Origin of the sequence: Rhodococcus sp. BP-349, from assembly GCF_019835845.1 — a bacterium.
Classification (GTDB): Bacteria; Actinomycetota; Actinomycetes; order Mycobacteriales; family Mycobacteriaceae; genus Rhodococcoides.
In genome coordinates, this window is the sequence record NZ_JABUDR010000001.1 from 288228 (window position 1) to 314836 (window position 26609).

The following is a 26609-nucleotide window of genomic DNA, read 5'->3' on the forward strand; positions in this document are numbered from 1 at the left end:
CAGGTCTCCTGAGATGAGTTCCGGGCGAGGGGGGATCAGCGGGGAGCGATGAGAAGGCTGGCGCTGGAATGGACCGTGGCGGCGTGACCGGAGAGGACCAACGTGGTCGAGTCCATCTCGGTGATCACGGCGGGTCCCTCGACGACGTTGCCTGCCAGCAACTTCGCCCGGTCGTAGATGCCGGCCTTCGCGTACTCGCCGTCCATCCACACGTCGTTCGTGGACACCAGTGCGGCCGACGGATCCGCACCGCCCTCCTCGAGCGGCTGGAAGGCCACGTCCGGTCGCGGCCCGCTGACCGTGACGCGCAGGTTGATGACCTCACGTTCGTTCTTCAGCAGGAAGGAGAAGAGACGCTCGTGTTCGGTGTCGAAGGCCGTTCCCAGCGTGGACAGGAGGTCACCGGACTCGAGTGCGCTCGCGTCGAGGTCTACGGGGATCTCGAAGCCCTGGCCCTGGTATCGGAGATCCACCTGGTACTTCGCCGTCTGCTGATCGGTGGGCACGCCCTCGGCCGACAGTCGTGCGGCCGCGGACGTCGCGAGTTCCGCCAGGGCGGTGCGCAGCTCGGCGTCGTCGGTGTCGGAGAACGCACGGATCATCGTGCGAGCGCTCTCGTCGCGGACGCAGGTGGTGGCGTCTCCGTAGGCGCAGAGGACGCCGGGCGACGGCGGGACGATGACAGGCCACGCGCCGGTGAGGCGCCCGAGTGCGTTGGCGTGCAGCGGACCTGCGCCACCGAACGACACCAGTGCGAAGTCGCGGGGGTCGTAGCCCTGCTGCACGCTCACCAGTCGGAGTGCGCCGAACATGTTCTCGTTGACGATGTCGACGATGCCCGACGCCGCTTCCTCGGGACTGCCGAGCCCGATGGCGTCGGCGATGGTCGCCACTGCCGTCCTGCTCGCGTCGACGTCGAGGGTCACCTCACCGCCCGCGAGAGCGGCGGGCAGGTACCCCAGTACGACGTTGGCGTCGGTCACCGTCGGCTCCGTGCCGCCGTTGCCGTAGGCCGCGGGCCCGGGGTCGGCTCCCGCGGACTGCGGACCCACCCGCAGCGCCTTCGTGAGCTCGGGGACATGGGCGATCGACCCGCCGCCGGCACCGACCGTCCGGACGTCCACACTGGTGGCGCGCACAGCGAGGTCGCCGACCTTGGTCTCACGACCGATCCGCGGCTCACCGCCGAGGACCAGTGCGACGTCCGTCGACGTGCCGCCCATGTCGAAGGTCAGGAAGTCGGAGTAGCCGGCCTGCTCGGCGAACCACACCGCGCCGGTGACGCCTCCCGCCGGGCCCGACAGCAGCAGGGACACCGGTGACTCGGCCGCCTTGGCCGACTGCACCAGACCACCGTCGCTGCGCAGGATCGACAGCGGCGCCGTGATGCCCTTCTCCTGCAGCGACCGGTCGAGGTTCCGCACGTAGCGGGAGACCTCCGGCTGCACGTAGCTGTTGGCCACCGTCGTCAGAGTGCGCTCGTACTCGCGCATCTCGGGCAGTACCTGGCTCGAGATGGAGACCGGAATGCCGGGCAGCTCGCTCTCCGCCCAGGCAGCGACCTGCTTCTCGTGCGCGTCGTTCGCATACGAGTTGATCAACGAGATGGTCAGCGCCTCGATGCCCGCACCTGCCAGTCGACGCAGTTGCGCGCGGGCCTGCTCCTCGTCGAGAGGAGTGATCTCCGACCCGTCGGCAGCCAGTCGTCCAACCACCTCGACGGTGTTCTCGAGCGCCGCGAGCGGTTCCGGCTTGGGCCAGATGATCCACCCCGCGAGCCCGCCCGGGACGAAGGAGCGCGCGATCTGCAGCACCTGGCGAAACCCGTCCGTGGTGACGAGCCCGACGCGCGCACCGCGTCCCTGCAGGATGGCGTTGGTCGCGACCGTGGTGCCGTGCAGAACCTGCCCGATCTCCGACGGCTCGATCTCGGCCTCCGCGCAGACCTTCGCGATGCCGTTGAGCACACCGATCGACTGGTCCGCAGGGGTGGACGGTGTCTTGGCTCTGAAGGTGGTGCCGGTCGTCTCCTCGAGAAGCAAGACGTCGGTGAAGGTGCCGCCGACGTCGACGCCGAGTCGATAACGCATGGTGTTCTCCCGTGCTGTGAGGGTGAGAGGAGCGAGGGTCAGATGATGCCGCGCTCCGCGAGCGCCGCCCGGTCGGATTCCGTGACTCCGAGGAGTCGGCCGTAGATGTCGGAGTTGTGCTCTCCCAGTTCGGGTCCGGCGTGCCGCACCGAGCCGGGACTGTCGCTGAGCTTCGGTGCGACGTTCGCCATGGGGATCTCGCCGAAGTCCGGGTGCGCCAGGCGCACGATGGCCTCGCGCGCGGCGAAGTGTGGATCGTCGAACATGTCCCGCGCCGTGTAGATGCGCCCGGCGGGAACGCCCGCCTCGTGCAGAAGGTCGAGCACGGTGTCGGTGTCGAGGGCGGACGTCCAGGCCCCGACGATGTCGTCGAGCTCGGTCATGTTCTTCCCGCGCGCCTCGTGATCGCGGTAGCGGGCGTCCTCGATCAGGTCGGTCCGGTCCATCGCGGTGACCAGTCGGCCGAACACCGAATCCTGGTTGGCGGCGACGAGAATCATCTCGCCGCCCAGGGTGGGATAGACGTTGCTGGGCGCGATGTTCGGCAGCACGGAGCCGGTCCGCTCACGCTGGTACCCGCCGATCTCCCACTCGGGCAGCAGGGATTCCATCATGGCGAGCACCGCTTCGTAGATGGCCGAGTCGACGAGCTGCCCCCGTCCGGTGTTCTCCCGGTGATGCAGCGCGGTGAGGACGCCGATCGTGGCGAACACGGCTGCGAGTGAATCACCGAGGGAGATGCCGGTACGAGACGGCGGCATCTCGGGATTGCCGGTGACGTAACGGATTCCGCCCATGGCCTCGCCGATGGACCCGAAGCCCGCCCGCGGTGCGTAGGGGCCGTTCTGGCCGTACCCGGTGACCCTGGCCATGATGAGGCGCGGGTTGATCTCCCGCAGTGCGTCGAACCCGAGCCCCCAGCGCTCCATCGTGCCGGGGCGGAAGTTCTCGACCACGATGTCGGCGTCCGCGATGATCCGGCGGGCGAGATCCTGACCCTCGGCGCTGCGCAGGTTGCAGGTCACGGACTTCTTGCCGCGCGCGACGACGGGCCACCACAGGGACTTGCCGTGCGGCTTCTCCCGACCCCACTGGCGCATCGGATCGCCGGTGCCGGGCGGCTCGAGTTTGATCACCTCGGCGCCGAAGTCGGCCAGCAACTGTCCGCAGAAGGGGCCGGCGAGAAGCTGACCCATCTCCACGACACGCAGATCGGACAGTGGGCCGGTGGGTGCCTCGCTCATGAGGACTCCTTCGTCTCGTCGGTCGTGAGGGCTTGGAGCAGAACATGTTTGGCGGCGCGGACGTGGGCGCGCATCACCGAGTCCGCCCACGTCTCGTCGCCGGCGCGCAGAGCCGCGACCAGGTCGCGATGGTGGGCGTGACTGCGTGCGAGATCGACGGGGGCATAGCGATGGAAGGTGCGCATCACCAACGGCAGCTGGATCACCGCTCCGAGCATCGAGATGAGGCGGGTGCTGGCCGCGGCGGTGCGCACGATGGCGTGGAACTCGTCGTTGAGCTGCGCCATCAGGTCCAGGCGTTGATCCGCTCCGTCCGCGGCCGCGGTCTCCATGAGGTCGCACAGCTCGGCGAGTCGGTCGACGTCCTTCTCGCCGATACGTGAGGCCGCCCGTGCCGCGGCCATGGCCTCGAGCGTCATCCGCAGGTCGTAGATCTCCTCGAGGTCGTCCGCCGTCCACTGGTACACCCGAGCCCCGCGATGCGGCAGAACCTCGACGAGTCCCTCCATCTCGAGCTGTCGCAGCGCCTCACGCACCGGTGTCCGGCTGGTCTCGGTGAGTTCGGCGATCTCGACCTCTCCGAGACGTGCACCGGGCGCATACGTCCCGGACACGATGCTGTCGCGGATGTGCGCGTAGACGCGGTCGACGGCTCTCGCCATGGATGCGACTCCCTGTGGTCGGTGGTGAATTGTTCACAATGTAGGCCGATTACGATGGCGTGTCCCGGTAATCGTCGTTAAATTGTCGTTTCCGATCCGCTATTGCATACAACGGCGTGTCGGCGCAGGATGGGCCCATGACTGCGGTGCAACTTGTCGAGGTGGGTCCCCGTGACGGACTGCAGAACGAGGACGCTGTCCTCTCCGTCGACGACAAGATCGAACTGATCACGCGCAGCGTCGCCTCGGGTGCCACGCGCATCGAGGCGGTGAGCTTCGTGAACCCGAAGCGGGTGCCGCAGATGGCCGGCGCCGAGGAGGTCATGGCAGGCGTCCCGCGCGGCGGCTCCGTCTCGTACATCGGGTTGGTGCTCAATCGACGTGGACTCGACCGCGCACTGGCGGCCGGCGTCGACGAGGTCAACGTCGTGGTCGTCGCGACGGAGGAGTTCAGCAGGCGCAACCAGGGGTGCTCCGTCGACGAGGCGGTGGCGGCGGCGCACGACATCATCACGGATGCGCGTACGGCGGGGGTGCCGGGCACGGTCACCATCGCCGCATCGTTCGGATGCCCGTTCAGCGGTGAGGTGGATCCGGTGCGAGTCGGCGAACTCGTCGCGCGGATCGCCGAATGCGCACCGGCCGAGATCGCCCTCGCCGACACCATCGGCGTGGGAGTGCCGGCACAGGTTCGTCGACTGGCGGAGCTCGCCACCCGGAACGCTCCGAACATCCCGCAGCGCTGGCACTTCCACAACACGCGCAACACCGGTTACGCCAACGCGCTGACAGCACTGGAGACGGGGGCGCAGGCCCTCGACGCCAGCATCGGCGGCTTCGGTGGGTGCCCTTTCGCGCCCGCCGCCACCGGGAACATCGCGTCCGAGGACCTGATCTACGCGCTCGACCGCTCCGGCGTCGAGACGGGCGTGAGCATGGACGTGCTGGTCGATGCCGCGACCTGGCTCGGCTCGGCGCTGGGCAAGGACGTGCCGGGGTTCCTCGGGCGTGCGGGTGGCTTTCCTCCGCGGTGAACTGCGGGAAGGCCGGCCGGCCGGCCGTGACGGGAAGGCCGGAGGCCGGCCGTTTCCCAGCGGGAAGGCCGGAGGCTCAGACGACCCGGAACCGTTCGAGGACCACGAGAGTCGAGTCGTCGATGGTGAGGCCGACCAGCGTGTCCGCCATCTCGTCGGATCGCCAGAACCGTTCGTGCCCGGCACGCCATGCGGCGACGTCGGCGTGACCCTCACCCTCCGCGACGGCATGCGCATCGTCGACGTCGCCGAGAGCGCTGACGCGTACGTCGGTGATCTCGATGACGCAGGCAGTGGCGCTGCCGGAGTCGATCACCCTGTGACGCTCGCCCACTCGGGGCAGCGGCTCGTTCTCGTACTCCACCCGCAGTGAGGTGGTCGCCGTCTTGCGGCCTGCGACGATCGCCGACACGAGGGCGTCGCGTAGCGGCCCGGGGAAGGCGAACTCGGCCACGGGGAGAGAGTCGATGTCGGCCATTCCTCGAGTATGGCGCACGCGGGTGGGGTTCCCGCGGACGTTCCCGGTTGCTGCGGACGCTGCAACACCTACGAGAACCTTTGCGGTCAGCGGGAAGGCCGGAGGCCGGTCGAGGTCACCGGGAAGGCCGGAGGCCGGTCGAGGTCAGCGGGAAGGCCGGAGGCCGGTCGAGGTCACCGGGAAGGCCGGAGGCCGGTCGAGGTCAGCGGGAAGGCCGGAGGCCGGTCGAGGTCAGCGGGAAGGCCGGAGGCCGGTCGAGGTCAGCGGGAAGGCCGGAGGCCGGTCGAGGTCAGCGGGAAGGCCGGAGGCCGGTCGAGGTCAGCGGGAAGGCCGGAGGCCGGTCGAGGTCAACGGCTCAGCGAGTACACGAGCGTGTCCGTCCACTCACCCTTGCACCAGCAGTCCTGCAGGCGCAGTTCCTCGTCGCGCAGTCCCACGCGCTGGGCGAGACGTGCGGAGGCTGCGTTGCGCGCATCCATCTCCGCGGTGACGCGCCGAACCCTGTCCAGGGCCAGTACTTCCTCGAGCACTGCCTGCACCGCTTCGGTGGCGTAGCCGTGGCCGGAGACGTCGCGCGCGAAGGTCCACCCGAGTTCGACGGTGTCCTCGGCGACGAACCACGCGGAGACGGTGCCGATCACCCGGCCGTTCAGCTCGACCAGCGCGTTCAGCGCACCGTTGTCGAGACTCGTTCGCTCGCACCGTCTCTGCACCGCGATCCGCGCCTCCTCCGCCGTCCACGGCTCGTGCATCAGGTACCGGCAGACCTCGGGATCGGTGTAGAAGTCGAGCCGGTGCTCGTCGTCCGGGGAATAGGTGCGCAAGGTGAGCCGCGCGGTGGCGGCGACGACGGTCACGAGCGCGGCCTCGTCACCGCTGCCAGCACGAGGAGGAGAGCCGCCGCAGCACCGCCGATCAGGAATCCTGTACCAGGAGAACGCGAGTCGACCACCACGCCGATACCCGCGGAGGCGAGGGCGGCGCCCGCGTTGACGGCGGTGTTGATCCAGCTCGACGCCTCGGTGCGCACGTCCGCGGTGGTGAGGTGATCGGACAGCAGGTACCCCGTCACCAGGGCGGGGGCGATGCAGAAGCCCAGCAGGAACAGCCCGACGTGCAGCGGCACCGTCGTCGAGACCGACGACAGCACGGTGGTGAGGACGGCCATCGTCAGAACCGTCGTCAGGAGTCGACGGGTCAGCGAGCTGGCCCAGCTCCGGCGCCCGTACAGCAGTCCACCGCAGACACTCCCGGCTCCGAGGGCTGCCAGAAGTGTTCCGACCGATCCGATGGCTCCCTGCTTCGCGGCGAACGCGGTGGCGGCGATCTCCACGGTTCCCAGGACGGCCCCGACTCCCGCCATCGCCGTCAGGACTCCGATGAAGCCGGGCCGGCGGAGCGGACGCGACGAGGGGGTGGTCCCTCTGGTGCGCGGGCCGTGTCCGCGCGAGTGCCGGCTGGTGGTCATGCCGACCGTGCCGACGACGGCGACGCATCCCGTGGCGGCGAGTGCGATCGACGGGGACAGGGCGGTGACGAGGGTGGCGCCGAGGAGGGGGCCGATGGTGAACATCGACTCCTCGCTCACGGCATCGAGACTGTAGGCGCGGGTGCGGGTCGGGCCCGGCGGCGTCAGCGAACTCCAGACGACACGCATCGAGGCACCGAGTGGGGGAGGGAAGAACCCGGTGACCAGACTGCCGAGCACCAGGGACCAGGCAGGGGCATCGACGTACGTCAGAACGGCCAGAGTGCCCAGGGCCGTGGCGAATCCGACGGCCATCGAGACGAGGGCTCGCCGCTGACCGATGCGGTCGACGAGACGTGCCCGATACGGCGACGCCACCACGTTGGCGACACCGAACGCACCCGTCGCGGAACCCGCGACCGCGAACGATCCGGTGGCGCGCTGCACCGCCAACAGGATTACCAGTCCGACCATCGCGAAGGCCAGACGGCCGAGCAGTGCGGGGAGGAAAGCACGTGCGGCACCGGGTAGTCGGACGATGCCGAGATAGCCGAGCGGATCGGCGGCGCGGTCGTCAGTGGGAGGTGGGTACGCCACCGGTCACCATGTCGAAGACGGCGTCGAGTTGAGCCCGGCCCTCGTCGACGTCGGGGTGGCGCTCGGCGATCTGGTTCAGCAGGGCTCGCTGGAAGATGCCGTCGATGGTGATGTAGGCGGTGGCCGGCGTGAGAACAGGCGCCGCTCCGACCAGGTCGCAGTACCGGGCGACGACGCGCCAGATCATCTCCTCGCGCCGGGACTCGATCTCGAGGACGTCGGCGCGGAAGGAGGAGTCGAACAAACTCTGATTGCGCAGGTCGTACCAGAGGCGGTGGATCGCCGCGTCGGCCAGCAGAGTGCCGAAGAAGGTCTCGGTGAACGAGCGGCGCAGCTGCTCGGCGGACTCGGCGCCGGCGACGACGTCGTCGTACCGCGTCACGCAGATCTCCTCGTACTGCCGCACGGCATGCGCGATGAGATCGAGCTTGTTGGAGAAGTAGTAGTGCAGGACGCCGTGCGAGTACTCCGAATTCTGGGCGATCTCGCGGAGGCTGGTGCGGGCGTAACCGAGTTCCGCCAACGTCGCCAGAGTCGCCAGTGCGAGCTCGCTGCGACGCGCCTCGAACTTGTCTCGAGAGCGCTCCTCGACGCGAAGTCGGGGGTCGGTGGTCTGGGTCACCACGAAAGCATACCGCCGCATCGACGAACTCTTGACAGTCGTCAAGATTTTTCTTGACGACTGTCAAGACCGGTCCCTAGTGTTGCCTGCATCACATCGGACAACGGATGTGATCCACGCGTAGAACGCTTCGAACAAGGAGAGCGGACATGACGAGTTACGACCTGACCGGACGAACGGCACTGGTCACAGGCGGCGCGCAGGGCCTCGGCGCAGGAATGGCGCAGGCTCTCGCGGCGGCAGGAGCGTCCGTCGCCATCGCCGACATCAATGCCGCGGGTGGTCAGGAGACGGTCGAGGCGCTGCGGGCCACAGGGGCGAAAGCGGAGTTCGTCCAGCTCGACGTCACGGACGACGCGGCCTGGGAGGCGGCGGTCGAGTCGACCATCGGCGCACTGGGCGGCCTCGATATCGTCGTCAACAACGCGGGTATCGAGGTCACCAGCCTCATCGCCGATCTCGATGCCGAGGCGGCGTCCGCGATGCTTCAGGTCAACGTCATCGGCACCGCACTCGGCGTGAAGCACGCGTTCCGCGCGATGCGCCCCGGTGGCAAGGCAGGCAAGGGCGGATCGGTGGTCAACATCGCCTCGGTCGCCGCCACCATCGCGTTCCCCGGAATCAGCCTCTACTCCGCTACGAAATCGGGCATCGACCGACTGACCCGGGTCGCGGCCGCCGAATCCGGGAAGCTCGGCTACGGCGTGCGCGTCAACTGCATCTATCCGGCACTGACCCCGACCGCGATGGGCAACAAGCTCGCGGTCGACACCGCGGAACTCGGCCTGTTCCCGTCGGTCGAGGCGGCAGTGCAGACCGTCGTGGAACTGACGCCCCTCGGTCGACTCGGTCAGGTCGACGACATGGCGGACGCCGTGGTGTTCCTGTCGTCCGACGCCGCGAAGTTCATCACCGGCGCGGGGCTCCCCGTCGACGGCGGCATGGGCATGTGACCTGCCGCCCCACCAGCACGGCTCTCGACCACCCCACTTCGAACCAGGAGATCAACCATGCCCACTGACAAGCGCGTCGTCGTCTACGGAGCGTCCGGCTACACGGGTCGACTCATCTGTGAGTACCTGCGCGAGTACAACATTCCCTTCCTGGCCGCCGGCCGCGATCACGCCCGACTGAAGGACGCCGTGAGCGCCGTCCCCGGTATCGACACCGTCGAGCACGAGATCGTCGAGGTCGAGCACACCGTGGAGGCGCTGACCGAGGCCTTCCGTGGCGCGACCGTGGTGCTCAACACCGTGGGGCCGTTCGCCCGCTACGGCCACGAGGTGGCGCAGGCCTGCCTGGCCATCGGTGCGCACTACACCGACACCAACGGCGAGCAGAACTGGATGATCGACGCCGAGGCGCAGTACAGCGCCGATTTCGCCTCGCAGGGACTGGTTCTCACGCCGGGCCTCGCGCAGATGTACTCCATCGGTGAGATCGCCGCGAACATCTGCCTGGAGAACCCGGGTCTGAACAGCCTGGACATCCAGGTGTTCTGGAAGGGACACCCCACCGTCGCCTCGACCAACACCATCCTCACCAACGCCGCGTTCTCCAAGGCGTACTACCTGGAGGAGAACGAGTACGTCGAGTGGCCCGCCGACGCCGGGCTCTACACCGTGAGCGTTCCCGGTCAGCACGATCTCGGCCTGGCGTTGCCGTGGGGCGGCACGTCGCATCCGGTGTGGTTCAAGAACGACCCCCGGGTCACCACCGCGAAGGCTCTCGGCGGTGTCTTCAATCCGCCTCTGATGAAGGCGGTTCCGCTGTTGGTGGCCGCCGCCCTCGAACAGATGGAGGGCAAGTCGGACGAGGAGAAGTACCGCATCATCGACGAGCAGTCGTCCGCGATCCGCAGCGAGATGCCGCCGAGGGAGAACCCGCGCCTGAACACCTCCCTCGACTCGGTGTACGCATCGGGTCCGCTCGGCCGCGCACACTGCGTCATCCACGGCAACTGCAACTACAAGCAGACCGCACTGCTCAACGCACACGGGGCTGCCGCACTCCTGCAGGGAGCTCCGCGCAAGGTCGGATTCGCCTCCAGCTGTGAGGCGTTCGGTCATCGCGAGTTGCTCGGCACGCTGCGGGCGTTCGGTCTGGTCCTGGACCCGATCGTCTCCGTGCACCGCTGAGATGCGACTCTCCGACTACCTGGACAAGGGCGTCTCGCTCGGCCGTGGGGCACCGTGCCTCACGGCCGGGGGTGACACCTCCACCTACGGTGAGGTGTACGACCGGTCGGTCGAGATCGCCGCGGCGCTGCAACACGACGGTGTCGAGGCCGGCGATCGCGTCGCCGTCCTGTCCGGTAACGACCCGCTGGCGCTGACGTGCGTGTTCGGCATCTCGCGCGCCGGCGCGGTGTGGTGCCCGGTGAATCCGCGGAACGAGGCCGACGAGAACCGCCAGCTGTTCGATCTCTTCGGATGCCGAACTCTGTTCTTCCAGAGCCGATTCACCGATCTGATCGACCGGATCCGAGGCGATCTGCCGCACCTCGTCCGACTGGTCTGCCTCGACGGTGACACGGAGTGGTCGATCCCGTTCGAGTCGTGGCTCGCCGAACACCGCGGCGAGCTCGACGTGGGCAGGCGGCCGCCGCGGGGGCTCGCGATGCTGGCGGGAACGGGCGGCACCACGGGAAAGCCGAAAGGGGTGCGGCTGACCGAGGACAACATGATGACCTCGACGGCGCTCGCGCTGATGAGCTATCCCTTCGGTGTGCGTCCGCGGTATCTCGCGCTGGCGCCGCTCACACACTCCGCCGGTGTGCTGACGTTCCCGATCCTGAGTCTCGGCGGCGAGGTGGTCATCATGGCGGCCCCCGACATCGGGGAGTTCCTGGCGCTGATCGAACGGCACCGCATCACCCACGCGTTCCTGCCTCCGACGGTGATCTACGGCGTGCTCGACCACCCGGATCTGGATCATCGGGACCTGTCGTCTCTCCGCTGCCTCTGGTACGGGGCGGCCCCGATGTCGCCGACGCGGCTCGAGGAAGCGCTCACGCGCATCGGGCCGGTGCTGGGGCAGCTGTTCGGACAGACCGAGGCGCCCAACATGATCGCCACCCTGGCGCCGGCGGACCACTTTCGTCCGGACGGCACGGTGGCGACGGAACGGCTCACCTCGGCCGGTCGTCCGACACCCTTGACCACGGTCGCGATCATGACCGAGAAGGGCGACCTCGTCGGCACCGGTGAGCGTGGCGAGATCGTCGTGCGCGGTCCCCTGGTCATGGACGGCTATCACGAGAATCCGGTGGCGACGGCAGAGGTGGGCGCTCACGGTTGGCACCACACGGGCGACATCGGGTACCTCGACGACGAGGGGTTCCTCTTCGTCGTCGACCGTGCCAAGGACATGATCATCACGGGCGGATTCAACGTCTACTCGGCCGAGGTGGAGCAGGCACTGCTCGCGCATCCTGCGGTCAAGGAGTCGGCCGTGGTGGGACTTCCCGACGAGAAATGGGGAGAACGGGTGGTGGCCGCGGTCGAACTGCGCTCGGGTCAGGACGCCGAGGTGAGCGAGATCATCGCGTTCGTCAAGTCCCGCATCGGCAGTGTGAAGGCGCCCAAGGAGATCGAGATCTGGGACGTCCTGCCGCGCTCGAAGGTGGGAAAGATCCTCAAGAACGAGGTCAGGGCGACCATGACGACGTGATGCGTGGTCACGTGAGCGCCAACTCGACCTCTGGACACGGCGGAAGGCCGGGCCTATCGTGAACAGACCGATCGGTACGTACGGCCAGGAGGTCCATCATGTCTCGTCGAATCACCCGCGCACTCGTCGGCGCCACGGCCGCCGGCGCCGGAGCAGTCGCCATCGCCCTGTCGGGCGGGGCAACGGCGTCGGCGGCACCCGCTCAGGGGCCCATCTACTGGCAATCGTTCGGCGTGCTCGTCATTCCGGCGAGCGAGAACTGCCAGAACACGGCGGAACGGTATCGCGAGCGGGGCGACATCATCCTGGTCGACTGCGCCATGAATCTCGCGTACCCCGGCTATCAGCTCGTCGGAATGCGTACGGATCTTTTCGGGAGCTGATCGCCGGCGAACTCTACTGAGGAAGCGCCGCGCAGCTCGACCTCTGTACAGGGCGGAAGGCCGGGTCCACCGTCGACGGACCTCACAGTACGTCCAGCCAGGGCCCGAAACCACCGGCCCAGTCACTACGGTGGGCAGATGCCACTGTCGCCGCGAGTCCCGGATCTCGGAGCCCTCGACGTGATGGTGTCCGTTGCCCGGTTGGGAAGCATGACGGCGGCCGGCCGGGAACACGGGTTGAGTCAGCAGGCGGTCAGCGCACGTGTGCGTGCGGCGGAGCGGGACATCGGTGTCCGCATCTTCGATCGCGGGGCGAGCGGTGTCGCCCTGACCCCCGAGGGCGTCGCGGTGATGGAGTGGGCGGGCGGCATCCTCGACTCGGCCGAGAAGTTCGCGACCGGAGTGACATCGCTTCTGCACGAGGGCAATGCGACGCTGACCATCGCCGCCAGCATGACCATCGCCGAGCACCTGGTTCCCGCGTGGATGCTCTCGATGCGCAGGAAGTCGCCCGACGTCCAGGTGCAGATGCGACTGATGAACTCGGCGGAGGTCGCCGAGCAGGTGCTGGACGGGCGCGCGGACATCGGCTTCGTCGAAGGGCCCGACGTGCCGGCCGGGCTTGGGGTCGCCGTCGTCGCGCACGACGAGTTGGTCATCGTCACCGGACCGACCCACCCTTGGGCGACGAGCCGCGAGGCCTCGGTGGAGCTGCTGCAGTCGACGGCTCTGGTGCAGCGCGAGCCGGGGTCGGGAACCCGCACCACGTACGAGAGCGCCGTCCGCCCGACGGTTCCGCCGCTCATCGAGCTCAACTCCGTCACCGCTGTCACGTCGGCTGCCATATCGGCGAATGCGCCGGCAGTGGTGTCGTCCCTCGCGGTGCAAGGGGAGCTGCGGAGCGGCGCGTTGGTGCGCATCGTCATCCCCGGTCTGGCGATGACACGGGAACTGCGCGCGGTCTGGAGCCTGTCGTCGGCGTTGCGCGGTTCCCGTCGCGACTTCGTCGACATCGCCGCTGCTCGGCGGTAGCCCACAACCAGCAGTTGTGGGGTGACAATAGCCCGACCACTACAGACTCTCGCCGTCCCGGCGCACCGTGAAGGCATGACGACTTTCCGGACCGCCACACCGCATGGGATGCTCCGCGACCTGGACTCGCCCGGCAGCGTGATCGAGCACATCACGCCGAACTGGTTCGCATCGGTGATGGGGACCGGAATCGTCGCCACTGCCGCAGCAACGCTGCCCGTGCAGAATGTCGTGCTCCACGTGGCAGCCGTCGTCATGTGGCTGCTCGCCTCGGCCGTGCTCGTCGTCGTGTCGACCGTGTTCGCCGCGCACTGGGTCGCGCACCGCAGCGTCGCGCTGGCGTACACGGCCCACCCCGTGATGATGCAGTTCTACGGAGCGCCACCCATGGCTCTGCTCACCGTCGGTGCCGGTGCGAGTCTCGTCGGCGTAGACATCCTCGGGCAGAGCCTGGCCACCTCGATCTTCGTCGTCCTCTGGACGGTGGGTACCGCGCTGGGGCTCGCGACCAGCGTCGTCGTCCCGTACGTGATGATCACCCGCCGCCGCAGCGCCGACACGGTCGCGCTCCCGGCATGGCTGATGCCCGTGGTGCCGCCGATGGTCTCGGCATCCACCGGTGCACTTCTCCTCCCGCACATCGCCGACGGGCAGTGGCGGCTCGCGATGCTCGTCGGCTGCTACGCGCTGTTCGGATTGGCACTCGTGACCGGGCTGATGGTGACGACCGCGGTTCTCGGCCGATTGCTGCACGGCGACGTCCTCCCGGTCCAGGCTGCACCGACGATATGGATCACTCTCGGCGTCATCGGCCAGTCCGTCACCGCGGCCAACCTCCTGGGTGCCGATGCGGCGATGGTGTTCACCGGTGACCGGAGCGAGGTGGCGGTGGTCCTGCGTGCGGCGGGAATCCTCTTCGGAATGGTGATGGGCGGCTTCGGAGCGATGATGTTCGCCCTGGCCACGGCGCTGACCGTGCACGCGGCGCGCCGAGGACTGCGCTACTCGTTGGCATGGTGGTCGTTCACCTTCCCCGTCGGAACGTGCGTGACCGGTGCGGCGGCGTTGGGGCGCGCGCTGGAGTCGTCCGTCGTCGAGGCACTGGCGGTCGTGCTGTTCGCCGTGCTGGTGGCGGCATGGACGACGGTGGCGACGAGGACGGTGCGCGAGGCGTATCGCGGCCGGGTGTTTCTTCCGGCGTGAGAGTCGCACGACGGCGAAGTGGGCACACTGGAGGCATGGAGATCACCGGCCACCTCACGTCCGACGAGTTCTGGACCCAGCAACGCGCGATCGAGGATCAGATCCGCGCCGAGTCCACCACCTTTCCCACCTACACGGTGGCGGGTTGGAGCGGGGCGCGCGTGATGGGTCCGTGGAAACGGGAGAACGACGTGCTGACCAACGTGACACTGCGGCACGGTGAGGTCGACTGGGACGGCGACGGCATCGACGGTCCTTTCGTCGAGGTCACCACCACCACGAAGGACGCACACCGCACGGCGCTGAAGGCGATGCTGTCGGCGATCGGTCTGACGCCGATGTCGCCCGAGTACAAGCGGCGACGCGGCGCCATCGCGGCGACGGAGGCGCGTCGCGTCGTCGTGCCGGTGGACGGCGCGGACACCGACTTCGAGGTGCACGGCGGGCAGGAACGGTGGTGGGCGTCGGCGACGGTGGGCGACCACGGTGTGGTGATCGAGGCGCGGCGCCACCCTGTCGAGGCGGTGGCGCTGACGTCGGAGACCGATATGGAGCCCTATCTCGACGGCCTCCGCGCCGCGATCCGTACGAGTCGGGGCGAGTGATGGCACTGCCCTCGCACGGCCGATTCCCGTATTCGCCCATCACGTCCCGTCAACCGTTCTCGTGGCCGGGCGGCGCATCCCTCGCGGTGTACGTCGCCGTCAACTGCGAGCACTTCCCGTACGACGACGGGGCTCCCGGGCTGGGATGGACCCCGGGAATGGACCAGCCGAACACCTACAACTGGGGTTGGCGCGAGTACGGCAACAGGGCGGGCGGCTTCGCATTGGCCGACACGTTGCGCGACAGCGGGATTCGCCCGACTCTGCTCGTCAACGCCGAGATCTACGAGCATGCTCCCGATCTGGTGGCGGCGTATCGCGCACTCGGCGCGGACGTCGTCGCCCACGGCCGCACCAACGCCGAGCAGCCGAACCAGCAGGACGAGGACGCGGAACGTCGCACCATCGAGGCGGTACGACGGGCGATCGAGTCACACGAGGGATCGCCGGCTCGGGGTTGGATGAGCCCCGGCGCGAACCCGAGCCGGGTGACGGAGGACCTGTTGGCGGAGCAGGGCTTCGAGTACACGCTCGACTGGCCGATCGACGACCAGCCGGTGTGGATGGCCACGCGCGGTGGACCTCTACTGAGTGTTCCGTACCCGCACGAGGTCAACGACCTTCCGGTGTTCGTCCATCACCACGGGTCCGCGGAGGATTTCGAGCACATCGTCGTCGACTCGTTCGACGAGCTGAAGGAGCAGTCGCGGCGCGCACCGCGCGTGTTGGCCATCTCCACCCACACGTTCCTCACCGGGCAACCGCACCGGCTCAGACGCTTCCGTCGCGCGCTGGACCACCTGACGTCGCATGCCGACGGTGTCTGGTTCACCACCGCCGGCGACATCGCGGAGCACTATCGGACGGTCACTCCGCCGCCCGCATGACGTAGTCGTGCAGCTGCGCCTCGGTCAGGTTCGCCTCGGTGAGTGCCGCGAGGGCCTCCGGATCGAGGTTCTCGGCACTACCGTCTGCGAAGCGCCGTGCACCCTCGGCCGTGACACCGCGTGCTCGCAACTGGGCGAACACCTCGTCGGTACTCACACGCCCGCCGGGAGTGCCCGTGCCGCGACTCCCGCCCCCATGTTGTACCCGAGATGACCGCCGAGAGCGCCGCCCAGCCCGGCGACGGCGAATCCGGCGAGTGCGAGCGCTTTCGACGTGGTGTCCGGCGACGATGACGCGTCCGCTGCCTTCGCGCGTCGGCGGTACGACGCCGTGAAGAGTGCCAGCGCGACGGCGTTGGTGCTCGCGTGGATCAGACCCACTCGACGCTGTTCCGCGCTGAGTGTCGACCACGTGGCCCACCCCGTCACCAGTGCCGTCGGGGCGGTCACCAGTCCGGCACCGATGAGGCGCCGCGCTGCCGCGGAGTCTCCACCGGTGACATCGAGAAAGACTGCGCTGGTCCACAATCCGACCGAGGAGTAGGCCATGATGGGATGCATCGGGTGGCCGACGAAGGTGCCACGGAGGAGACCGTCGATCTTCGTCCCCTCGAGAGCGGATCGGAGCTTCCCGGCGATGGGGTCGCTGACCGGATCGAGGAACGTCGCCTTCTCGAGCGGGTGGAACAGCGGTGTGAGATTCATACTCTGTCGGATACCCGCAGCGGTCGAGGGTAACCGCGGCGCACGGTGCGCTCGAGAATGCCGAGGGTCACGCGCAGGGACGATCCGGACACCACGGGGAAGATGTCACGCTCCCGCCAGTCGGGATGGATGTCGGACCAGTCGTAGTAGGACGTGACGAGGGTGCCCTCCGTGCCGTCCTCGAAGGAGTGCGGCGCGAGCCGGTACCCGTAGCGGTGGCCGATGGGCGGTCGGACCGTGCCGACGATCGTCCACGAGATGTCCCGATCGCGCTCGAAGGTCGCGATGGTGACCTCGACGTCGTAGGTACCCATCGGGAGGTCGCCGAGTGCCTCGCGATCCATGTGCACGACGAAGGTGTCTCCCGCGGACGTCACGGGTGCGCCGTCCGCGCTCATCAACATGCCCGAGCCGTCGATGGCGACGTGGCCGTCGGGATCGCAGAGCACGTCGAAGACGTCCGCCGCGGGCAACGGCATCACGCGCTGGAACTCGAGTCGTTCGTCGGTCATGGGTCCAGTCTGCACTTGTGCAGGAAGCGGGTGCGCAGGTCGTCATTGAAGACGGAGCGCGACGGGCACAGACTCGTGACCATGACGGACCTCACAGGACGATCGGCTCTCATCACCGGTGGTGCCAGCGGAATCGGGGCCGCGATCGCCCGCGCTCTCGCGGCGAACGGCGCTCGGGTCACCGTCGCCGACCTCGACGGTGACGCCGCCACGGCGCTGGCACACGAGATCGGGGGAGAGGCGTGGCAGGTGGACCTCTCCGACGTCGACGCGCTCACGGACCTCACCCTCGAGACCGACATCCTGGTGAACAACGCGGGAATCCAGCACGTGTCGCCGATCGAGGACTTCGACCCGGTGATGTTCCGGCGCATCCTGACACTCATGGTGGAGGCGCCGTTCCTGCTGGTGCGTGCCGCTCTGCCGCACATGTACGAGACCGGGTACGGGCGCATCGTCAACATGTCGTCCGTGCACGGCATCCGGGCGTCGGCCAACAAGTCGGCGTACGTCACGGCGAAGCACGCCCTGGAGGGACTGTCGAAGGTCACCGCCCTCGAAGGCGCTGAGCGGGGCGTCCGCAGCAACTGCGTCAACCCCGGCTACGTGCGAACACCCCTCGTGGAGAAGCAGATCGCCGATCAGGCGCGCGTCCACCGCATCGACGAGTCCGAGGTGCTCGAGAAGGTGCTGCTGACCGAGAGCGCGATCAAACGGATGGTGGAGCCGGAGGAGGTGGCCGCACTGGTGTCCTTCCTCGTCGGAGACGAGGCGTCGATGATCACCGGTGCCGCCTACACGATGGACGGCGGCTGGAGCGCGAGCTGATCACTCGCCCCGCGAGACGCTCTCCACGAAGTCGCGGGCGATGTCGCGAAGCTTGCGGTTGGCACGCTGAGATTCCGTGGACAACATGCCGAACGCGGTGTCGCTGTCGACGCCGTGCAGCGCCATGAGGATGCCCTTGGCCTGCTCGATGGGGGCGCGGTGCTCGAGTGCGTCCTGCAGGCCCGACGCGACCTCGCGGGCCGACCGCACCCGGGCGTAGTCGCCGATCGCGGTGGACACGGTGGAGGTCAGCAGCTCGAGGATCGACTCGTCGATCGCCCCGAACGCATCGGGGGCGGTGCCGTACAGGTTGAACGATCCGAGCTTCATGTCGGCGGTGTGCAGGGGCGCGGCGAGGAACGAACGCACGCCTTCCTCGCGAGCAGCGTGTACGAACTCCGGCCAGCGCTGCTGCGCCGCATCGACGTCGACGCGGACGATCTCGCCGGTCCGGGCGGCCTCGAGGCACGGACCCTCACCGATCTCGTACTGATGGCGGTCGACCTCGAGCGTGCGGTCGTCGGTGTGCACGGCCGTGTACGTCAGGCCGCCGAACAGGATGCTCACACCGACGCTCGACGCACCGTCGACGGCCTCGTGTGCGATCTCCGCGGTGCGCTTCAGCAGCACCGCCAGATGATCGTCGTCGCGGACGCTGCCGCCGACCGCGCTGAGCATGGCGGCGAGTCGACGGGGAGCGACCGACCCGGTGGCCACCTCGGTGACCAATTCCGCCGCACGCGACGTGGACCCGGCCGCGTCTGCGCGTACCGAGTCCGCTGTCGCCGCCACGGCGCTGTCCCTGCTCTCCACGGTTGAGAATCATCGCACGACGCGGGGACACCAGCAGCGACTCCGGTTGAGTTGGGTGGCCAGCGGGTATCGCAAGCATCAGGTACTCGTGTTGTCCGGACATCACGAAGTGCCAGAGCCGTCGAGTGAAGAAGCCCGCCGATGTCTCGGAGACCCCCACTGTGTGCCTGCGCACCGGTGGGGTTCTTCGTGTGCGGTGGGCTCAGCCACGGCGTGCGTGCTCCTCGATCACGGCGGCATTGAGCGCGGCCGCGGCGCTGACGATCGCGGCGGCGTCGTCCGGGTCGCACTCGCCGTCCGCGACGCGCGCGACGGCATCCTGCATGCGTACGCACAGTGCGGCGACGGAATCGTCGTCGGTCGGCTCGTCCGCCACGGCGCTCACACCCGCCGGTTCGTCGTCGGCCGGCTCGGTCTGACGGACGTCCTCGATCACGTCGTCGCGCCCGGCGTCCGCGAGTCGCTCGAACTCCTCGGCCGGCGTCTCGGGACGGTAGTTGCGAGGGCTGCCGTTCACCACGGTGCGCGTGCTCGGCGACAGCGCCACGAAGTTGACCCGATCCCCGCCGGGATCGCCGCTGACCCGGAAGACCCGATCCGGGCGTGTGACACTGCGCACGGTCATGCCGTCCGCGATGGCGTGTGGATTGCGTGGAGCCACGTCCGACCTCCATTCACTGGTTGTGGGGGCCATCATGGTCGTATGACTTCCGTGATGGAGCGCCTGCTGGACATCGCACCGATCTGGGTGTTCCTCATCGTCTTCCTGCTGGTGTTCCTCGAGGACGCGATCTTCGTCGGTTTCGTGATTCCCGGAGAGACGGCCGCGGTCATCGGCGGCGTCGCGGCGAGTCAGGACCACGTGAGTGTCGTCGCGATGGCGGCGGTCGTGGTCGTCGCGGCCGTGGTGGGTGACTCGGTGGGCTTCGAGATCGGCAAGCACTTCGGCCCACGACTGTTGGCCATGAAGATTCTGGACAAGCGTCGCGACAAACTGGACAAGGCGCGGGACCTGTTGGCGCGCAAGGGCGGGACGGCCGTCTTCCTCGGCCGGTTCGTCGCCTTCTTCCGAGCGGTGATGCCGGCGTTGGCCGGAATGTCGCGCATGCCGTACCCGAAGTTCCTCGCGTACAACGCACTCGGTGGGCTCGTCTGGGGGACGGGGTTCGTGGTGCTCGGATTCGTCGCCGGCAACTCGTACGAACAGGTCGCGAAGACGGTGGGACGGGACGCGGCGATCATCGTGGTCGCGGTGGTGGTGATCGCGCTGATCGTGTGGCGCGTCCGGGCTCATCGCTCCGAGAAGGGCGCGGCGCGGGCCTACGATCCCAGCGCGAGCACCGACAGCAGCTCGTAGGCCACGTGTGACGCGGCGATTCCGGTGATCTCCGCGTGGTCGTACGCGGGCGCGACCTCCACGATGTCCGCACCGACGATGTTCGCTCCCACCAACCCGCGCAGGGTGTTCAGCAGTTCCCGCGACGTCATGCCGCCCGCCTCGGGTGTGCCGGTACCCGGGGCGTGGGCCGGGTCGAGAACGTCGATGTCCACCGAGACGTACACCGGGCCCGTGTCGAGACGGCGGCGCATCCGCTCGACGATCGAGGCCACCCCGTCCGTCTCGTAGTCGTCGGACCGGATGATCTGGAACCCCAGGACAGCGTCGTCCTCGAGGTCCTTCTTGCCGTACAGCGGACCGCGGATCCCGATGTGCTGCGACCGCTCCAGGTCGATCAACCCCTCCTCGCTCGCCCGTCGGAACGGCGTTCCGTGCGTGAAAGGTGCACCGAAGTACGTGTCCCACGTGTCGAGGTGGGCGTCGAAGTGCAGCACGGCGATCGGACCGTGGTCGCGGTGCAGCGCGCGCAGGATCGGCAGCGCGATGGTGTGGTCGCCACCGAGAGTGAGGACCGTGCTGCCGTCCTTGCGCAGATCGGTGATCGCGTGCTCGACGGTCGTCAGGGCTTCGGCGATGTCGAACGGATTGACCGCGATGTCGCCGGCGTCGGCCACCTGGCGGTGCGCGAACGGCGACACGTCCAGCGCAGGGTTGTACGGCCGGAGCAGCTTGGACGACGCGCGGATGTGGCCGGGACCGAAGCGCGCGCCCGGCCGGTAGCTCACGCCCGAGTCGAAAGGCACTCCGACGATGCTCACGTCCGCACGGGATACCTCGTCGAGCCGTGGCAGCCGCGCGAAGGTCGACGGTTCCATGTACCGCGGGTACCGCGATCCGTCCAGAGGTCCCCTGATGTCGGTCATGAGCAGTGATGTTTCCCCACTCGAGCCAGTTGGTCAACACTTGTTTCCTGGCGGTGGGCAGGGCATGATCGCGGCGTGTCCACCATCGGAAACCGGCTCCGGGAGGCCCGGGCCGCTCGTCGTCTCACTCTCGACGCGCTCGCGTCGACAGTCGGTGTGACCAAGGGGTACCTGTCCAAGGTCGAGAACGACCGCGCGTCCGCGTCCGTCGCCGTCCTGGTGCGCTGGTGCGACGCGCTCGAGATTCCCATGGGGTCCCTGTTCGACGACGTTCCGCACGGGGACGTCGTCCGCGCCGGCGAGTACCCCCCGATCGCCCTCGGAGGACACGCCCAGTCGGAGCATCTGCTGACCCCGCCGGGCGAACAGCGCGTGCAGGTCATCCACGGCAGGATCGAGCGCGGGGGAGGCAGCGGCGACGAGTCGTACGCACTACCGGCGGAGGTCGGGTTCGTCCTGGTGCTCGCCGGTCGGCTGATCCTGACGCTCGACGAGCGCACCGTGCAGCTCGACGACGGTGACGCGGTCACCTTCGACCCCCGTCGTCGACACAGCTTCCGCGCGGAGGTCGAGACCACGGTGCTGTGGGTCCTGACGCCGTCCCTGCCCTCTCGCCACGACAGAACCAGAATCGAGACGACCCCATGACCACGCCCGTCACGCCCGACAGCTCTGCCCGGGAGGACCGGGAACCACCGGTCACGATGTTCGGACCCGACTTCCCCTTCGGTTACGACGATTTCATCGCCCACCCGGCCGGGCTCGGGTCGGTCCCTCCGGAGCGCCGCGGCACCCGCGTCGCCATCGTCGGTGCCGGTCTCGCCGGCACCGTCGCCGCCCGCGAGTTGCTGCGGATGGGACTCGAACCCGTGGTGTACGAGGCCGGCTGGATCGGCGGCCGCATGCACTCGGTTCCCCTCGGCGGGCATGCCGACATCGTCGCGGAGATGGGCGCCATGCGGTTCCCGCCGTCGTCCACCGCGCTGTTCCACTACCTCGACCACCTCGGTATCGAGACCACTCCGTTCCCCAACCCGCTCGCCGAGGCAACGGCCAGCACCGTCATCGATCTCAAGGGCACCAGTCACTACGCGCGGCAGCTGACCGATCTCCCCGACGAGTACGCCGAGGTGGCCAGGGCGTGGCAGCGCACGCTCGAGGAACAGTCGGAACTCGTCCCTCTCCAGCGCGCCATCCGCGCCCGGGACGCGGCGGCGGTCAAGCGCATCTGGAACGACCTCGTGGTGCGACTCGACGACACGACGTTCTACGGCTTCCTCGTCGGATCCCCCCACTTCGCGTCGTTCGCACGTCGAGAGTTGTTCGGGCAGGTCGGTTTCGGCACCGGCGGCTGGGACACCGACTTCCCCAACTCGATTCTCGAGATCCTGCGCGTGGTGGCCACGGAGGCGGACGATCACCACCGCGGCATCGTCGGCGGATCCAGCCGCCTGCCGCGCGGTCTGTGGTCGGAGGCCGTGTCGGACGCGGCGCACTGGCCGGCGGGCACTTCGGTCGAGTCGCTGCACGGCGGCACACCGCGGCCGGGCGTCACGGAGATCCGGCGACGGACCGACGACGGCACCGGCGGTCACACCTTCGCGGTGACCGACACTTCGGGCCGGACAGACGAGTTCGCCTCGGTCGTCGTGACCGCGCAGAGCTGGATGCTCCTCAACACCATCGACACCGACGACGATCTGCTGCCCATCGATCACTGGACGGCCGTCGAGCGTACCCACTACATGGGGTCGACCAAGGTGTTCGTGCTCGTGGACCGACCGTTCTGGAAGGACGTCGACCCCGAGACGGGTCGAGAACTGGTCAGCATGACCCTCACCGACCGGTTGAGCCGGGGAACGTATCTCCTCGATCACGGCGACGATCGGCCCGGCGTGATCTGCCTGTCCTACACGTGGAGCGACGACTCGCTGAAGCTGATACCGCTCTCACCCGACGAGCGGTTGACGCTGATGCTGGGATCGCTCGAGGAGATCTATCCCGGCGTGGACTTCCGCAGCCACATCGTCTCCGATCCGGTGACGCTGTCGTGGGAGACCGAGCGCCACTTCATGGGTGCCTTCAAGGCCAACCTGCCCGGTCACTACCGCTATCAGGAACGCCTCTTCTCGCACTTCGTGCAGCACGAACTCGCCCCCCGGCATCGCGGGATCTTCCTCGCCGGAGACGACATCTCGTGGACGGCGGGATGGGCCGAGGGCGCCATCCAGACCGCGCTCAACGCGGTGTGGGGAGTCATGAACCACCTCGGCGGATCGACGCACCCGGACAATCCCGGGCCGGGCGACGTCTTCGCGAGCATCGCCCCGCTCCGCCTCGGGGACTGATGTCGCGACCAGCGCGATGAATCTCGGTCCGGGAGGACTTACCGAGCGGTAGCGTTCCTCCGGTGGTTCAGTTGCTCTCGCGCTCACAGGCGGCCGATCGGCCGACCGTGACGACGCCTGCGACCGTTCCGGTGCGAACCGTCTCGGCGCAGGCACTGGCCATCGTGCTCGTGCTCGCAGTCGCGGTGCTCGCATTCCACCTGACCCGGCCGACGGCCGAGGACCCGGCTGTCGGGGCGGTCGCCGTCCCCGCTGCGGATCTGCGGCCGAGCTTCCTGGCGGAACCGGAGCGCAACCTGGGCCCGCTGCGCCAGATCGCGAAGGTCAACCGCGCCACCGCGGAGGAGGAGTACGCGGCCGCCATCGCCGTGCTCTCGACCGCGGCGAGCGCCGAGGAGAAGGATCGCCGGCTGTACGAGTTGCCGCCGGCCGTGATCGGCGCCCGCATCGGCAGCTACGCCTCGCCGGCTCGCGGCACGTACACGTCCGGTTTCGGCCCGCGGTGGGGAACGATGCACAACGGCATCGACATCGCCGGTCCGATCGGCACACCGATCCTGTCGGTGGCGGACGGCCAGGTGATCGAGGCCGGCCCTGCGAGCGGCTTCGGGTTGTGGGTGCGCGTGCGACACGACGACGGCACCGTGTCCATCTACGGTCATGTGGACACCCTGGTCGCGGTGGCCGGTCAGCGGGTCGCGGCGGGGCAGCAGATCGCGACGATGGGGAACCGCGGCGACTCCACCGGGCCGCACCTGCACTTCGAGACCGTCGTCGCGGACAAGCACGTGGATCCCGAACTGTGGTTGATCGGCCGCGGTATCTCGCTCGGACCGGAAGGCGACTGACGAGTCCCATCCGTCACACCAGTAACACGCTCGGATACGATCAGGGCATGAGACGGGCACTTCTGACGGCGGCGACGGCACTCGCCGTGGCCGTGGGCACCGCACCTCTCGGCGCCGGTCCGGCCGCGGCCGACACCGCCGGCTCCTGCTCACCCGAGCATCCCCGTCCCGTCGTGCTGGTGCACGGCACCTGGGTCGACGGTCCGGACACCTGGTCCACCCTCACTCCGCAGCTCGAGGCGGAGCGCTACTGCGTCTTCACTCTCGAGTACGGCTACCGCGCCGAGCCCGGCGAGAACCTGCTGCAGACCTACGGCGGCGACGACATCGCCGCGTCCGCGCGAGAACTGCGCGCCTTCGTCGACGACGTCCGATCACGCACCGGCGCCGCCGACGTGGACGTCGTCGGGCACTCCCAGGGCGGGGTCGTGGCGCGGCAGTACCTGAAGTTCGAGGGTGGAGCCGAGGCCGTGCACACCCTCGTCACCCTCGGCGCCACCAATCACGGCACCACGTTCTCGGCGGGTCAGCTCATCGGTTCGCTCGCGCAGCAGTTCGGACTGCCGGTCGGCGAGGTCGCCGCCGCGGCCGTCGGACCGTCGTTCGTCCAGCAGATGGTCGGCTCGTCGTTCCTCGACGTGCTCAACGCGGGCGGCGACACCGTCCCGGGCGTCGACTACACCGTGATCGCCACCCGCGCGGACACCGTCTCCACGCCGCCCGAGAACACCTTCCTCGCCGCGGGCCCGGGAGCGAGCGTGGACAACGTCTGGGTGCAGGACGGCTGCCCGAGCAACGCCGCCGGGCACATGGAACTGACCACCGACCCCCGCGCACTGTGGATGGTGCAGCGCGGGCTCGACCGGTCCTACGCCGATCGGGTCCCCAGCCCCTGCTGAGTGCCGGGTGCGCTGGGCTGGTGCGGTGGCCGGCTGGAAGGGGTGTGCACACGGCTGGCGTGGGGTGAACACCCGTTGCTGCAGGCTGGAGAGTGTGTGCGGTTCATGCAGGGGGTGTGCACACGGCCGGCTGCACCTCGCGCTGCGGTGCCTGGCCTGAAGGTGTGTGTGCACGGCTCGCCACGCCACGCCCCGCCGCCTTACCCGGCCGGAAGGGGTGTGCACACGGCTGGCGTGAGGTGAACACCCGTTGCTGCAGGCTGGAGGGTGTGTGCGGTTCATGCAGGGGGTGTGCACGCAGCTCGCTGCACCTCGCGATCCCGCCGATTCTCACGTTCCGCCGCCCTCACGCGTTTACTGATCGTGATGCTTCCGTTCGAGACCGTCGTGGCGACCCACGGCCCCGTGGTGCTGCGGGTCTGTCGCGCCGTGGTCGGTCCCGTCGACGCCGACGACGCGTGGTCGGAGACCTTCCTCGCCGCACTCCGGAAGTACCCCGACCTGCCCGAGGACGCGAACGTGCAGGCCTGGCTGGTGACCATCGCGCACCGCAAAGCCGTCGACGTTCATCGCGCGGCGGCTCGTCGGCCCGTGCCCACCGACTCCGTTCCGGACGTCGCCACGACGGTGCCGGACGAGAACCACGCCCTGTGGTCGGCGGTCGCGGCTCTGCCCGACACTCAGCGACTGGCCGTCGCGTACCACCACATCGGGGGCCTTCCCCATGCAGTTGTCGCTGCGCTGCTGGGTAATTCGACCACCGCCGCCCGGCGCGCGTGTGCCGACGGCATCGCGACCCTGCGCCGCACGACCACGAGGAGTGAGTTGCTGTGACCACCGCTGCCGATCTGACCGCGCTCCACGAGCGGCTGACGCACCGCGCCGCCGAGGAGGGACTGCTCGACGTCGCTTACCGCACCCTCGACTCACCCGTCGGCACGCTCCTCGTGGCGGCCACCGAGCGAGGCGTCGTGCGCGTGGCCTTCGACGTCGAGAACCACGACACGGTCCTGCAGATGCTGGCCACCCGCATCAGTCCGCGGGTGCTCCGAGTTCCGGCCCGGCTCGACCCGGTGGTCCGCGGGCTCGACGCGTTCTTCGCCGGGGCGTCCCGCGTCGTCGACGTCGACCTCGATCTGCGCCTCGCTGCCGGGTTCCGTCGCGACGTCCTGACGCATCTTCAGCGCATCCCCTACGGCGAGACCCGGAGCTACGCAGCCGTGGCCGCGGAGACGGCGAGCCCCACAGCAGTCCGCGCCGTGGGGTCGGCTTGCGCGCGCAATCCGCTGCCCCTGGTCATCCCATGTCATCGCGTGGTGCGGTCGGACGGAACGCCCGGTCGTTACGCCGGCGGTGAGGCCGCCAAGCAGCTTCTGCTGGAGCTCGAGACACGGAACTACTAGGCGGTATTAGTCTC

Annotated in this window: 30 protein-coding genes; 17 read left to right on the forward strand and 13 right to left on the reverse strand. The window is 68.6% G+C overall.

All coding sequences use genetic code 11. From position 1 onward, the window contains the following. Window positions 1-35 precede the first annotated feature (35 nt). From HQ325_RS01360 to HQ325_RS01370, 3 genes are read right to left on the reverse strand one after another with little or no spacing between them, the layout of a single operon-like run. Window positions 36-2090 (reverse strand): hydantoinase/oxoprolinase family protein, encoded by a 2055-nt coding sequence (locus HQ325_RS01360; protein WP_222626390.1) that lies wholly within the window; start codon window positions 2088-2090, stop codon window positions 36-38. Window positions 2091-2128: 38 nt separating this feature from the next. After that, window positions 2129-3334 carry a CaiB/BaiF CoA-transferase family protein gene (locus HQ325_RS01365; protein ID WP_056443476.1) on the reverse strand — a complete coding sequence of 402 codons (1206 nt, stop codon included), beginning with the start codon at window positions 3332-3334 and terminating at the stop codon, window positions 2129-2131. Continuing rightward, window positions 3331-3996 carry a GntR family transcriptional regulator gene (locus HQ325_RS01370; RefSeq protein ID WP_222626391.1) on the reverse strand — a complete coding sequence of 222 codons (666 nt, stop codon included), beginning with the start codon at window positions 3994-3996 and terminating at the stop codon, window positions 3331-3333. The genes HQ325_RS01365 and HQ325_RS01370 overlap by 4 nt, the downstream gene beginning before the upstream one ends. A 137-nt stretch (window positions 3997-4133) precedes the next feature. On the opposite strand from HQ325_RS01370, the gene HQ325_RS01375 reads away from it, so the two are divergent. Next, complete coding sequence (locus tag HQ325_RS01375; RefSeq protein WP_222626392.1) at window positions 4134-5030, forward strand: hydroxymethylglutaryl-CoA lyase; 897 nt, start codon at window positions 4134-4136, stop codon at window positions 5028-5030. Window positions 5031-5106: 76 nt separating this feature from the next. On the opposite strand, the gene HQ325_RS01380 is transcribed toward HQ325_RS01375, so the two are convergent. From HQ325_RS01380 to HQ325_RS01395, 4 genes are all read right to left on the reverse strand, one after another. Further along, window positions 5107-5508 carry an ASCH domain-containing protein gene (locus HQ325_RS01380; protein WP_222626393.1) on the reverse strand — a complete coding sequence of 134 codons (402 nt, stop codon included), beginning with the start codon at window positions 5506-5508 and terminating at the stop codon, window positions 5107-5109. 347 nt (window positions 5509-5855) lie between these two features. Then, complete coding sequence (locus HQ325_RS01385; RefSeq protein ID WP_222626394.1) at window positions 5856-6365, reverse strand: GNAT family N-acetyltransferase; 510 nt, start codon at window positions 6363-6365, stop codon at window positions 5856-5858. Beyond that, a complete protein-coding gene (locus HQ325_RS01390; protein ID WP_222626395.1) occupies window positions 6362-7573 on the reverse strand; it encodes an MFS transporter in 1212 nt (403 codons plus the stop codon). Before HQ325_RS01390 ends, HQ325_RS01385 begins: the two co-directional genes overlap by 4 nt. Continuing rightward, window positions 7551-8195 carry a TetR/AcrR family transcriptional regulator gene (locus HQ325_RS01395; RefSeq protein ID WP_308014210.1) on the reverse strand — a complete coding sequence of 215 codons (645 nt, stop codon included), beginning with the start codon at window positions 8193-8195 and terminating at the stop codon, window positions 7551-7553. Before HQ325_RS01395 ends, HQ325_RS01390 begins: the two co-directional genes overlap by 23 nt. A 149-nt stretch (window positions 8196-8344) precedes the next feature. Between HQ325_RS01395 and HQ325_RS01400 the strand changes: the two genes are divergently transcribed. The 8 genes from HQ325_RS01400 to HQ325_RS01435 all read left to right on the forward strand — a co-directional run bounded on the left by HQ325_RS01400 (window position 8345) and on the right by HQ325_RS01435 (window position 15977). Beyond that, window positions 8345-9148, forward strand: a complete 804-nt coding sequence (locus HQ325_RS01400; RefSeq protein ID WP_042574244.1) for an SDR family NAD(P)-dependent oxidoreductase — start codon at window positions 8345-8347, stop codon at window positions 9146-9148. Window positions 9149-9205: 57 nt separating this feature from the next. Further along, the gene (locus tag HQ325_RS01405; protein ID WP_056443486.1) at window positions 9206-10333 is read left to right on the forward strand and encodes a DUF5938 domain-containing protein; all 1128 of its coding nucleotides are present in this window, start codon (window positions 9206-9208) and stop codon (window positions 10331-10333) included. A 1-nt stretch (window position 10334) separates the two neighbouring features. Next, entirely contained in the window at window positions 10335-11867 is a 1533-nt protein-coding gene (locus HQ325_RS01410; RefSeq protein ID WP_222626397.1) for an AMP-binding protein, read from the forward strand. A gap of 98 nt (window positions 11868-11965) precedes the next feature. After that, the gene (locus HQ325_RS01415; protein WP_222626398.1) at window positions 11966-12250 is read left to right on the forward strand and encodes a hypothetical protein; all 285 of its coding nucleotides are present in this window, start codon (window positions 11966-11968) and stop codon (window positions 12248-12250) included. A 138-nt stretch (window positions 12251-12388) separates the two neighbouring features. Next, entirely contained in the window at window positions 12389-13282 is an 894-nt protein-coding gene (locus tag HQ325_RS01420; RefSeq protein WP_222626399.1) for a LysR family transcriptional regulator, read from the forward strand. 75 nt (window positions 13283-13357) lie between these two features. Then, on the forward strand, window positions 13358-14485 hold the full coding sequence (locus HQ325_RS01425) for a TDT family transporter (protein WP_222626400.1): 1128 nt from the start codon (window positions 13358-13360) through the stop codon (window positions 14483-14485). A gap of 35 nt (window positions 14486-14520) precedes the next feature. After that, entirely contained in the window at window positions 14521-15090 is a 570-nt protein-coding gene (locus HQ325_RS01430) for a hypothetical protein (RefSeq protein WP_222626401.1), read from the forward strand. Then, window positions 15090-15977, forward strand: coding sequence for a polysaccharide deacetylase family protein (locus HQ325_RS01435; RefSeq protein ID WP_222626402.1), 888 nt, complete (start codon window positions 15090-15092; stop codon window positions 15975-15977). Before HQ325_RS01430 ends, HQ325_RS01435 begins: the two co-directional genes overlap by 1 nt. On the opposite strand, the gene HQ325_RS01440 is transcribed toward HQ325_RS01435, so the two are convergent. Genes HQ325_RS01440 through HQ325_RS01450 form a run of 3 tightly spaced genes read right to left on the reverse strand, consistent with a single transcriptional unit; the run spans window position 15958 to window position 17194 of the window. After that, on the reverse strand, window positions 15958-16134 hold the full coding sequence (locus HQ325_RS01440; RefSeq protein WP_222626403.1) for a hypothetical protein: 177 nt from the start codon (window positions 16132-16134) through the stop codon (window positions 15958-15960). The two genes, HQ325_RS01435 and HQ325_RS01440, sit on opposite strands and share 20 nt — an antisense overlap. Further along, complete coding sequence (locus HQ325_RS01445; RefSeq protein ID WP_222626404.1) at window positions 16131-16682, reverse strand: DUF2231 domain-containing protein; 552 nt, start codon at window positions 16680-16682, stop codon at window positions 16131-16133. The genes HQ325_RS01440 and HQ325_RS01445 overlap by 4 nt, the downstream gene beginning before the upstream one ends. After that, window positions 16679-17194, reverse strand: coding sequence for a polyketide cyclase (locus tag HQ325_RS01450; protein WP_222626405.1), 516 nt, complete (start codon window positions 17192-17194; stop codon window positions 16679-16681). The genes HQ325_RS01445 and HQ325_RS01450 overlap by 4 nt, the downstream gene beginning before the upstream one ends. Window positions 17195-17275: 81 nt before the next feature. Between HQ325_RS01450 and HQ325_RS01455 the strand changes: the two genes are divergently transcribed. After that, complete coding sequence (locus HQ325_RS01455; RefSeq protein ID WP_222626406.1) at window positions 17276-18022, forward strand: 3-hydroxybutyrate dehydrogenase; 747 nt, start codon at window positions 17276-17278, stop codon at window positions 18020-18022. Here HQ325_RS01455 and HQ325_RS01460 read toward each other — a convergent pair whose 3' ends face one another. Next, window positions 18023-18835, reverse strand: coding sequence for a GAF and ANTAR domain-containing protein (locus HQ325_RS01460; protein ID WP_308014211.1), 813 nt, complete (start codon window positions 18833-18835; stop codon window positions 18023-18025). 202 nt (window positions 18836-19037) lie between these two features. Next, complete coding sequence (locus tag HQ325_RS01465) at window positions 19038-19496, reverse strand: hypothetical protein (protein ID WP_222626407.1); 459 nt, start codon at window positions 19494-19496, stop codon at window positions 19038-19040. 42 nt (window positions 19497-19538) lie between these two features. On the opposite strand from HQ325_RS01465, the gene HQ325_RS01470 reads away from it, so the two are divergent. Continuing rightward, window positions 19539-20192, forward strand: coding sequence for a DedA family protein (locus HQ325_RS01470; RefSeq protein ID WP_051613522.1), 654 nt, complete (start codon window positions 19539-19541; stop codon window positions 20190-20192). Here the strand turns inward: HQ325_RS01470 and speB are convergent. Continuing rightward, a complete protein-coding gene (speB, locus tag HQ325_RS01475; protein WP_027506493.1) occupies window positions 20156-21097 on the reverse strand; it encodes an agmatinase in 942 nt (313 codons plus the stop codon). The two genes, HQ325_RS01470 and speB, sit on opposite strands and share 37 nt — an antisense overlap. A 75-nt stretch (window positions 21098-21172) precedes the next feature. Between speB and HQ325_RS01480 the strand changes: the two genes are divergently transcribed. The 6 genes from HQ325_RS01480 to HQ325_RS01505 all read left to right on the forward strand — a co-directional run bounded on the left by HQ325_RS01480 (window position 21173) and on the right by HQ325_RS01505 (window position 26595). Then, window positions 21173-21745, forward strand: a complete 573-nt coding sequence (locus tag HQ325_RS01480) for a helix-turn-helix domain-containing protein (RefSeq protein ID WP_222626408.1) — start codon at window positions 21173-21175, stop codon at window positions 21743-21745. Continuing rightward, the gene (locus HQ325_RS01485) at window positions 21742-23445 is read left to right on the forward strand and encodes an NAD(P)/FAD-dependent oxidoreductase (RefSeq protein ID WP_222626409.1); all 1704 of its coding nucleotides are present in this window, start codon (window positions 21742-21744) and stop codon (window positions 23443-23445) included. The genes HQ325_RS01480 and HQ325_RS01485 overlap by 4 nt, the downstream gene beginning before the upstream one ends. A 62-nt stretch (window positions 23446-23507) precedes the next feature. Next, window positions 23508-24293, forward strand: a complete 786-nt coding sequence (locus tag HQ325_RS22915) for a M23 family metallopeptidase (protein ID WP_374107176.1) — start codon at window positions 23508-23510, stop codon at window positions 24291-24293. A gap of 47 nt (window positions 24294-24340) precedes the next feature. Continuing rightward, window positions 24341-25192, forward strand: coding sequence for a triacylglycerol lipase (locus HQ325_RS01495; protein ID WP_222626410.1), 852 nt, complete (start codon window positions 24341-24343; stop codon window positions 25190-25192). Between the two features lie 366 nt (window positions 25193-25558). Next, window positions 25559-26026: an RNA polymerase sigma factor gene (locus tag HQ325_RS01500; protein WP_222626411.1), complete on the forward strand. Its 468-nt coding sequence runs from the start codon at window positions 25559-25561 to the stop codon at window positions 26024-26026. Further along, entirely contained in the window at window positions 26023-26595 is a 573-nt protein-coding gene (locus tag HQ325_RS01505; RefSeq protein ID WP_222626412.1) for a methylated-DNA--[protein]-cysteine S-methyltransferase, read from the forward strand. The genes HQ325_RS01500 and HQ325_RS01505 overlap by 4 nt, the downstream gene beginning before the upstream one ends. Window positions 26596-26609: the final 14 nt, after the last annotated feature.

Excerpts from the sequence above, each read along its gene's own strand:
- HQ325_RS01450 (WP_222626405.1), bottom strand. The coding sequence starts at position 17,194 with ATGACCGACGAACGACTCGAGTTCCAGCGCGTGATGCCGTTGCCCGCG.
- HQ325_RS01360 (WP_222626390.1), bottom strand. The coding sequence starts at position 2,090 with ATGCGTTATCGACTCGGCGTCGACGTCGGCGGCACCTTCACCGACGTC.
- HQ325_RS01445 (WP_222626404.1), bottom strand. The coding sequence starts at position 16,682 with ATGAATCTCACACCGCTGTTCCACCCGCTCGAGAAGGCGACGTTCCTC.
- speB (WP_027506493.1), bottom strand. The coding sequence starts at position 21,097 with ATGACCGACATCAGGGGACCTCTGGACGGATCGCGGTACCCGCGGTAC.
- HQ325_RS01370 (WP_222626391.1), bottom strand. The coding sequence starts at position 3,996 with ATGGCGAGAGCCGTCGACCGCGTCTACGCGCACATCCGCGACAGCATC.
- HQ325_RS01470 (WP_051613522.1), top strand. The coding sequence starts at position 19,539 with ATGACTTCCGTGATGGAGCGCCTGCTGGACATCGCACCGATCTGGGTG.
- HQ325_RS01455 (WP_222626406.1), top strand. The coding sequence starts at position 17,276 with ATGACGGACCTCACAGGACGATCGGCTCTCATCACCGGTGGTGCCAGC.
- HQ325_RS01435 (WP_222626402.1), top strand. The coding sequence starts at position 15,090 with ATGGCACTGCCCTCGCACGGCCGATTCCCGTATTCGCCCATCACGTCC.
- HQ325_RS01485 (WP_222626409.1), top strand. The coding sequence starts at position 21,742 with ATGACCACGCCCGTCACGCCCGACAGCTCTGCCCGGGAGGACCGGGAA.
- HQ325_RS01375 (WP_222626392.1), top strand. The coding sequence starts at position 4,134 with ATGACTGCGGTGCAACTTGTCGAGGTGGGTCCCCGTGACGGACTGCAG.
- HQ325_RS01400 (WP_042574244.1), top strand. The coding sequence starts at position 8,345 with ATGACGAGTTACGACCTGACCGGACGAACGGCACTGGTCACAGGCGGC.
- HQ325_RS01495 (WP_222626410.1), top strand. The coding sequence starts at position 24,341 with ATGAGACGGGCACTTCTGACGGCGGCGACGGCACTCGCCGTGGCCGTG.
- HQ325_RS01500 (WP_222626411.1), top strand. The coding sequence starts at position 25,559 with ATGCTTCCGTTCGAGACCGTCGTGGCGACCCACGGCCCCGTGGTGCTG.
- HQ325_RS01425 (WP_222626400.1), top strand. The coding sequence starts at position 13,358 with ATGACGACTTTCCGGACCGCCACACCGCATGGGATGCTCCGCGACCTG.
- HQ325_RS01365 (WP_056443476.1), bottom strand. The coding sequence starts at position 3,334 with ATGAGCGAGGCACCCACCGGCCCACTGTCCGATCTGCGTGTCGTGGAG.
- HQ325_RS01405 (WP_056443486.1), top strand. The coding sequence starts at position 9,206 with ATGCCCACTGACAAGCGCGTCGTCGTCTACGGAGCGTCCGGCTACACG.
- HQ325_RS01430 (WP_222626401.1), top strand. The coding sequence starts at position 14,521 with ATGGAGATCACCGGCCACCTCACGTCCGACGAGTTCTGGACCCAGCAA.
- HQ325_RS01420 (WP_222626399.1), top strand. The coding sequence starts at position 12,389 with ATGCCACTGTCGCCGCGAGTCCCGGATCTCGGAGCCCTCGACGTGATG.
- HQ325_RS01380 (WP_222626393.1), bottom strand. The coding sequence starts at position 5,508 with ATGGCCGACATCGACTCTCTCCCCGTGGCCGAGTTCGCCTTCCCCGGG.
- HQ325_RS01415 (WP_222626398.1), top strand. The coding sequence starts at position 11,966 with ATGTCTCGTCGAATCACCCGCGCACTCGTCGGCGCCACGGCCGCCGGC.
- HQ325_RS01410 (WP_222626397.1), top strand. The coding sequence starts at position 10,335 with ATGCGACTCTCCGACTACCTGGACAAGGGCGTCTCGCTCGGCCGTGGG.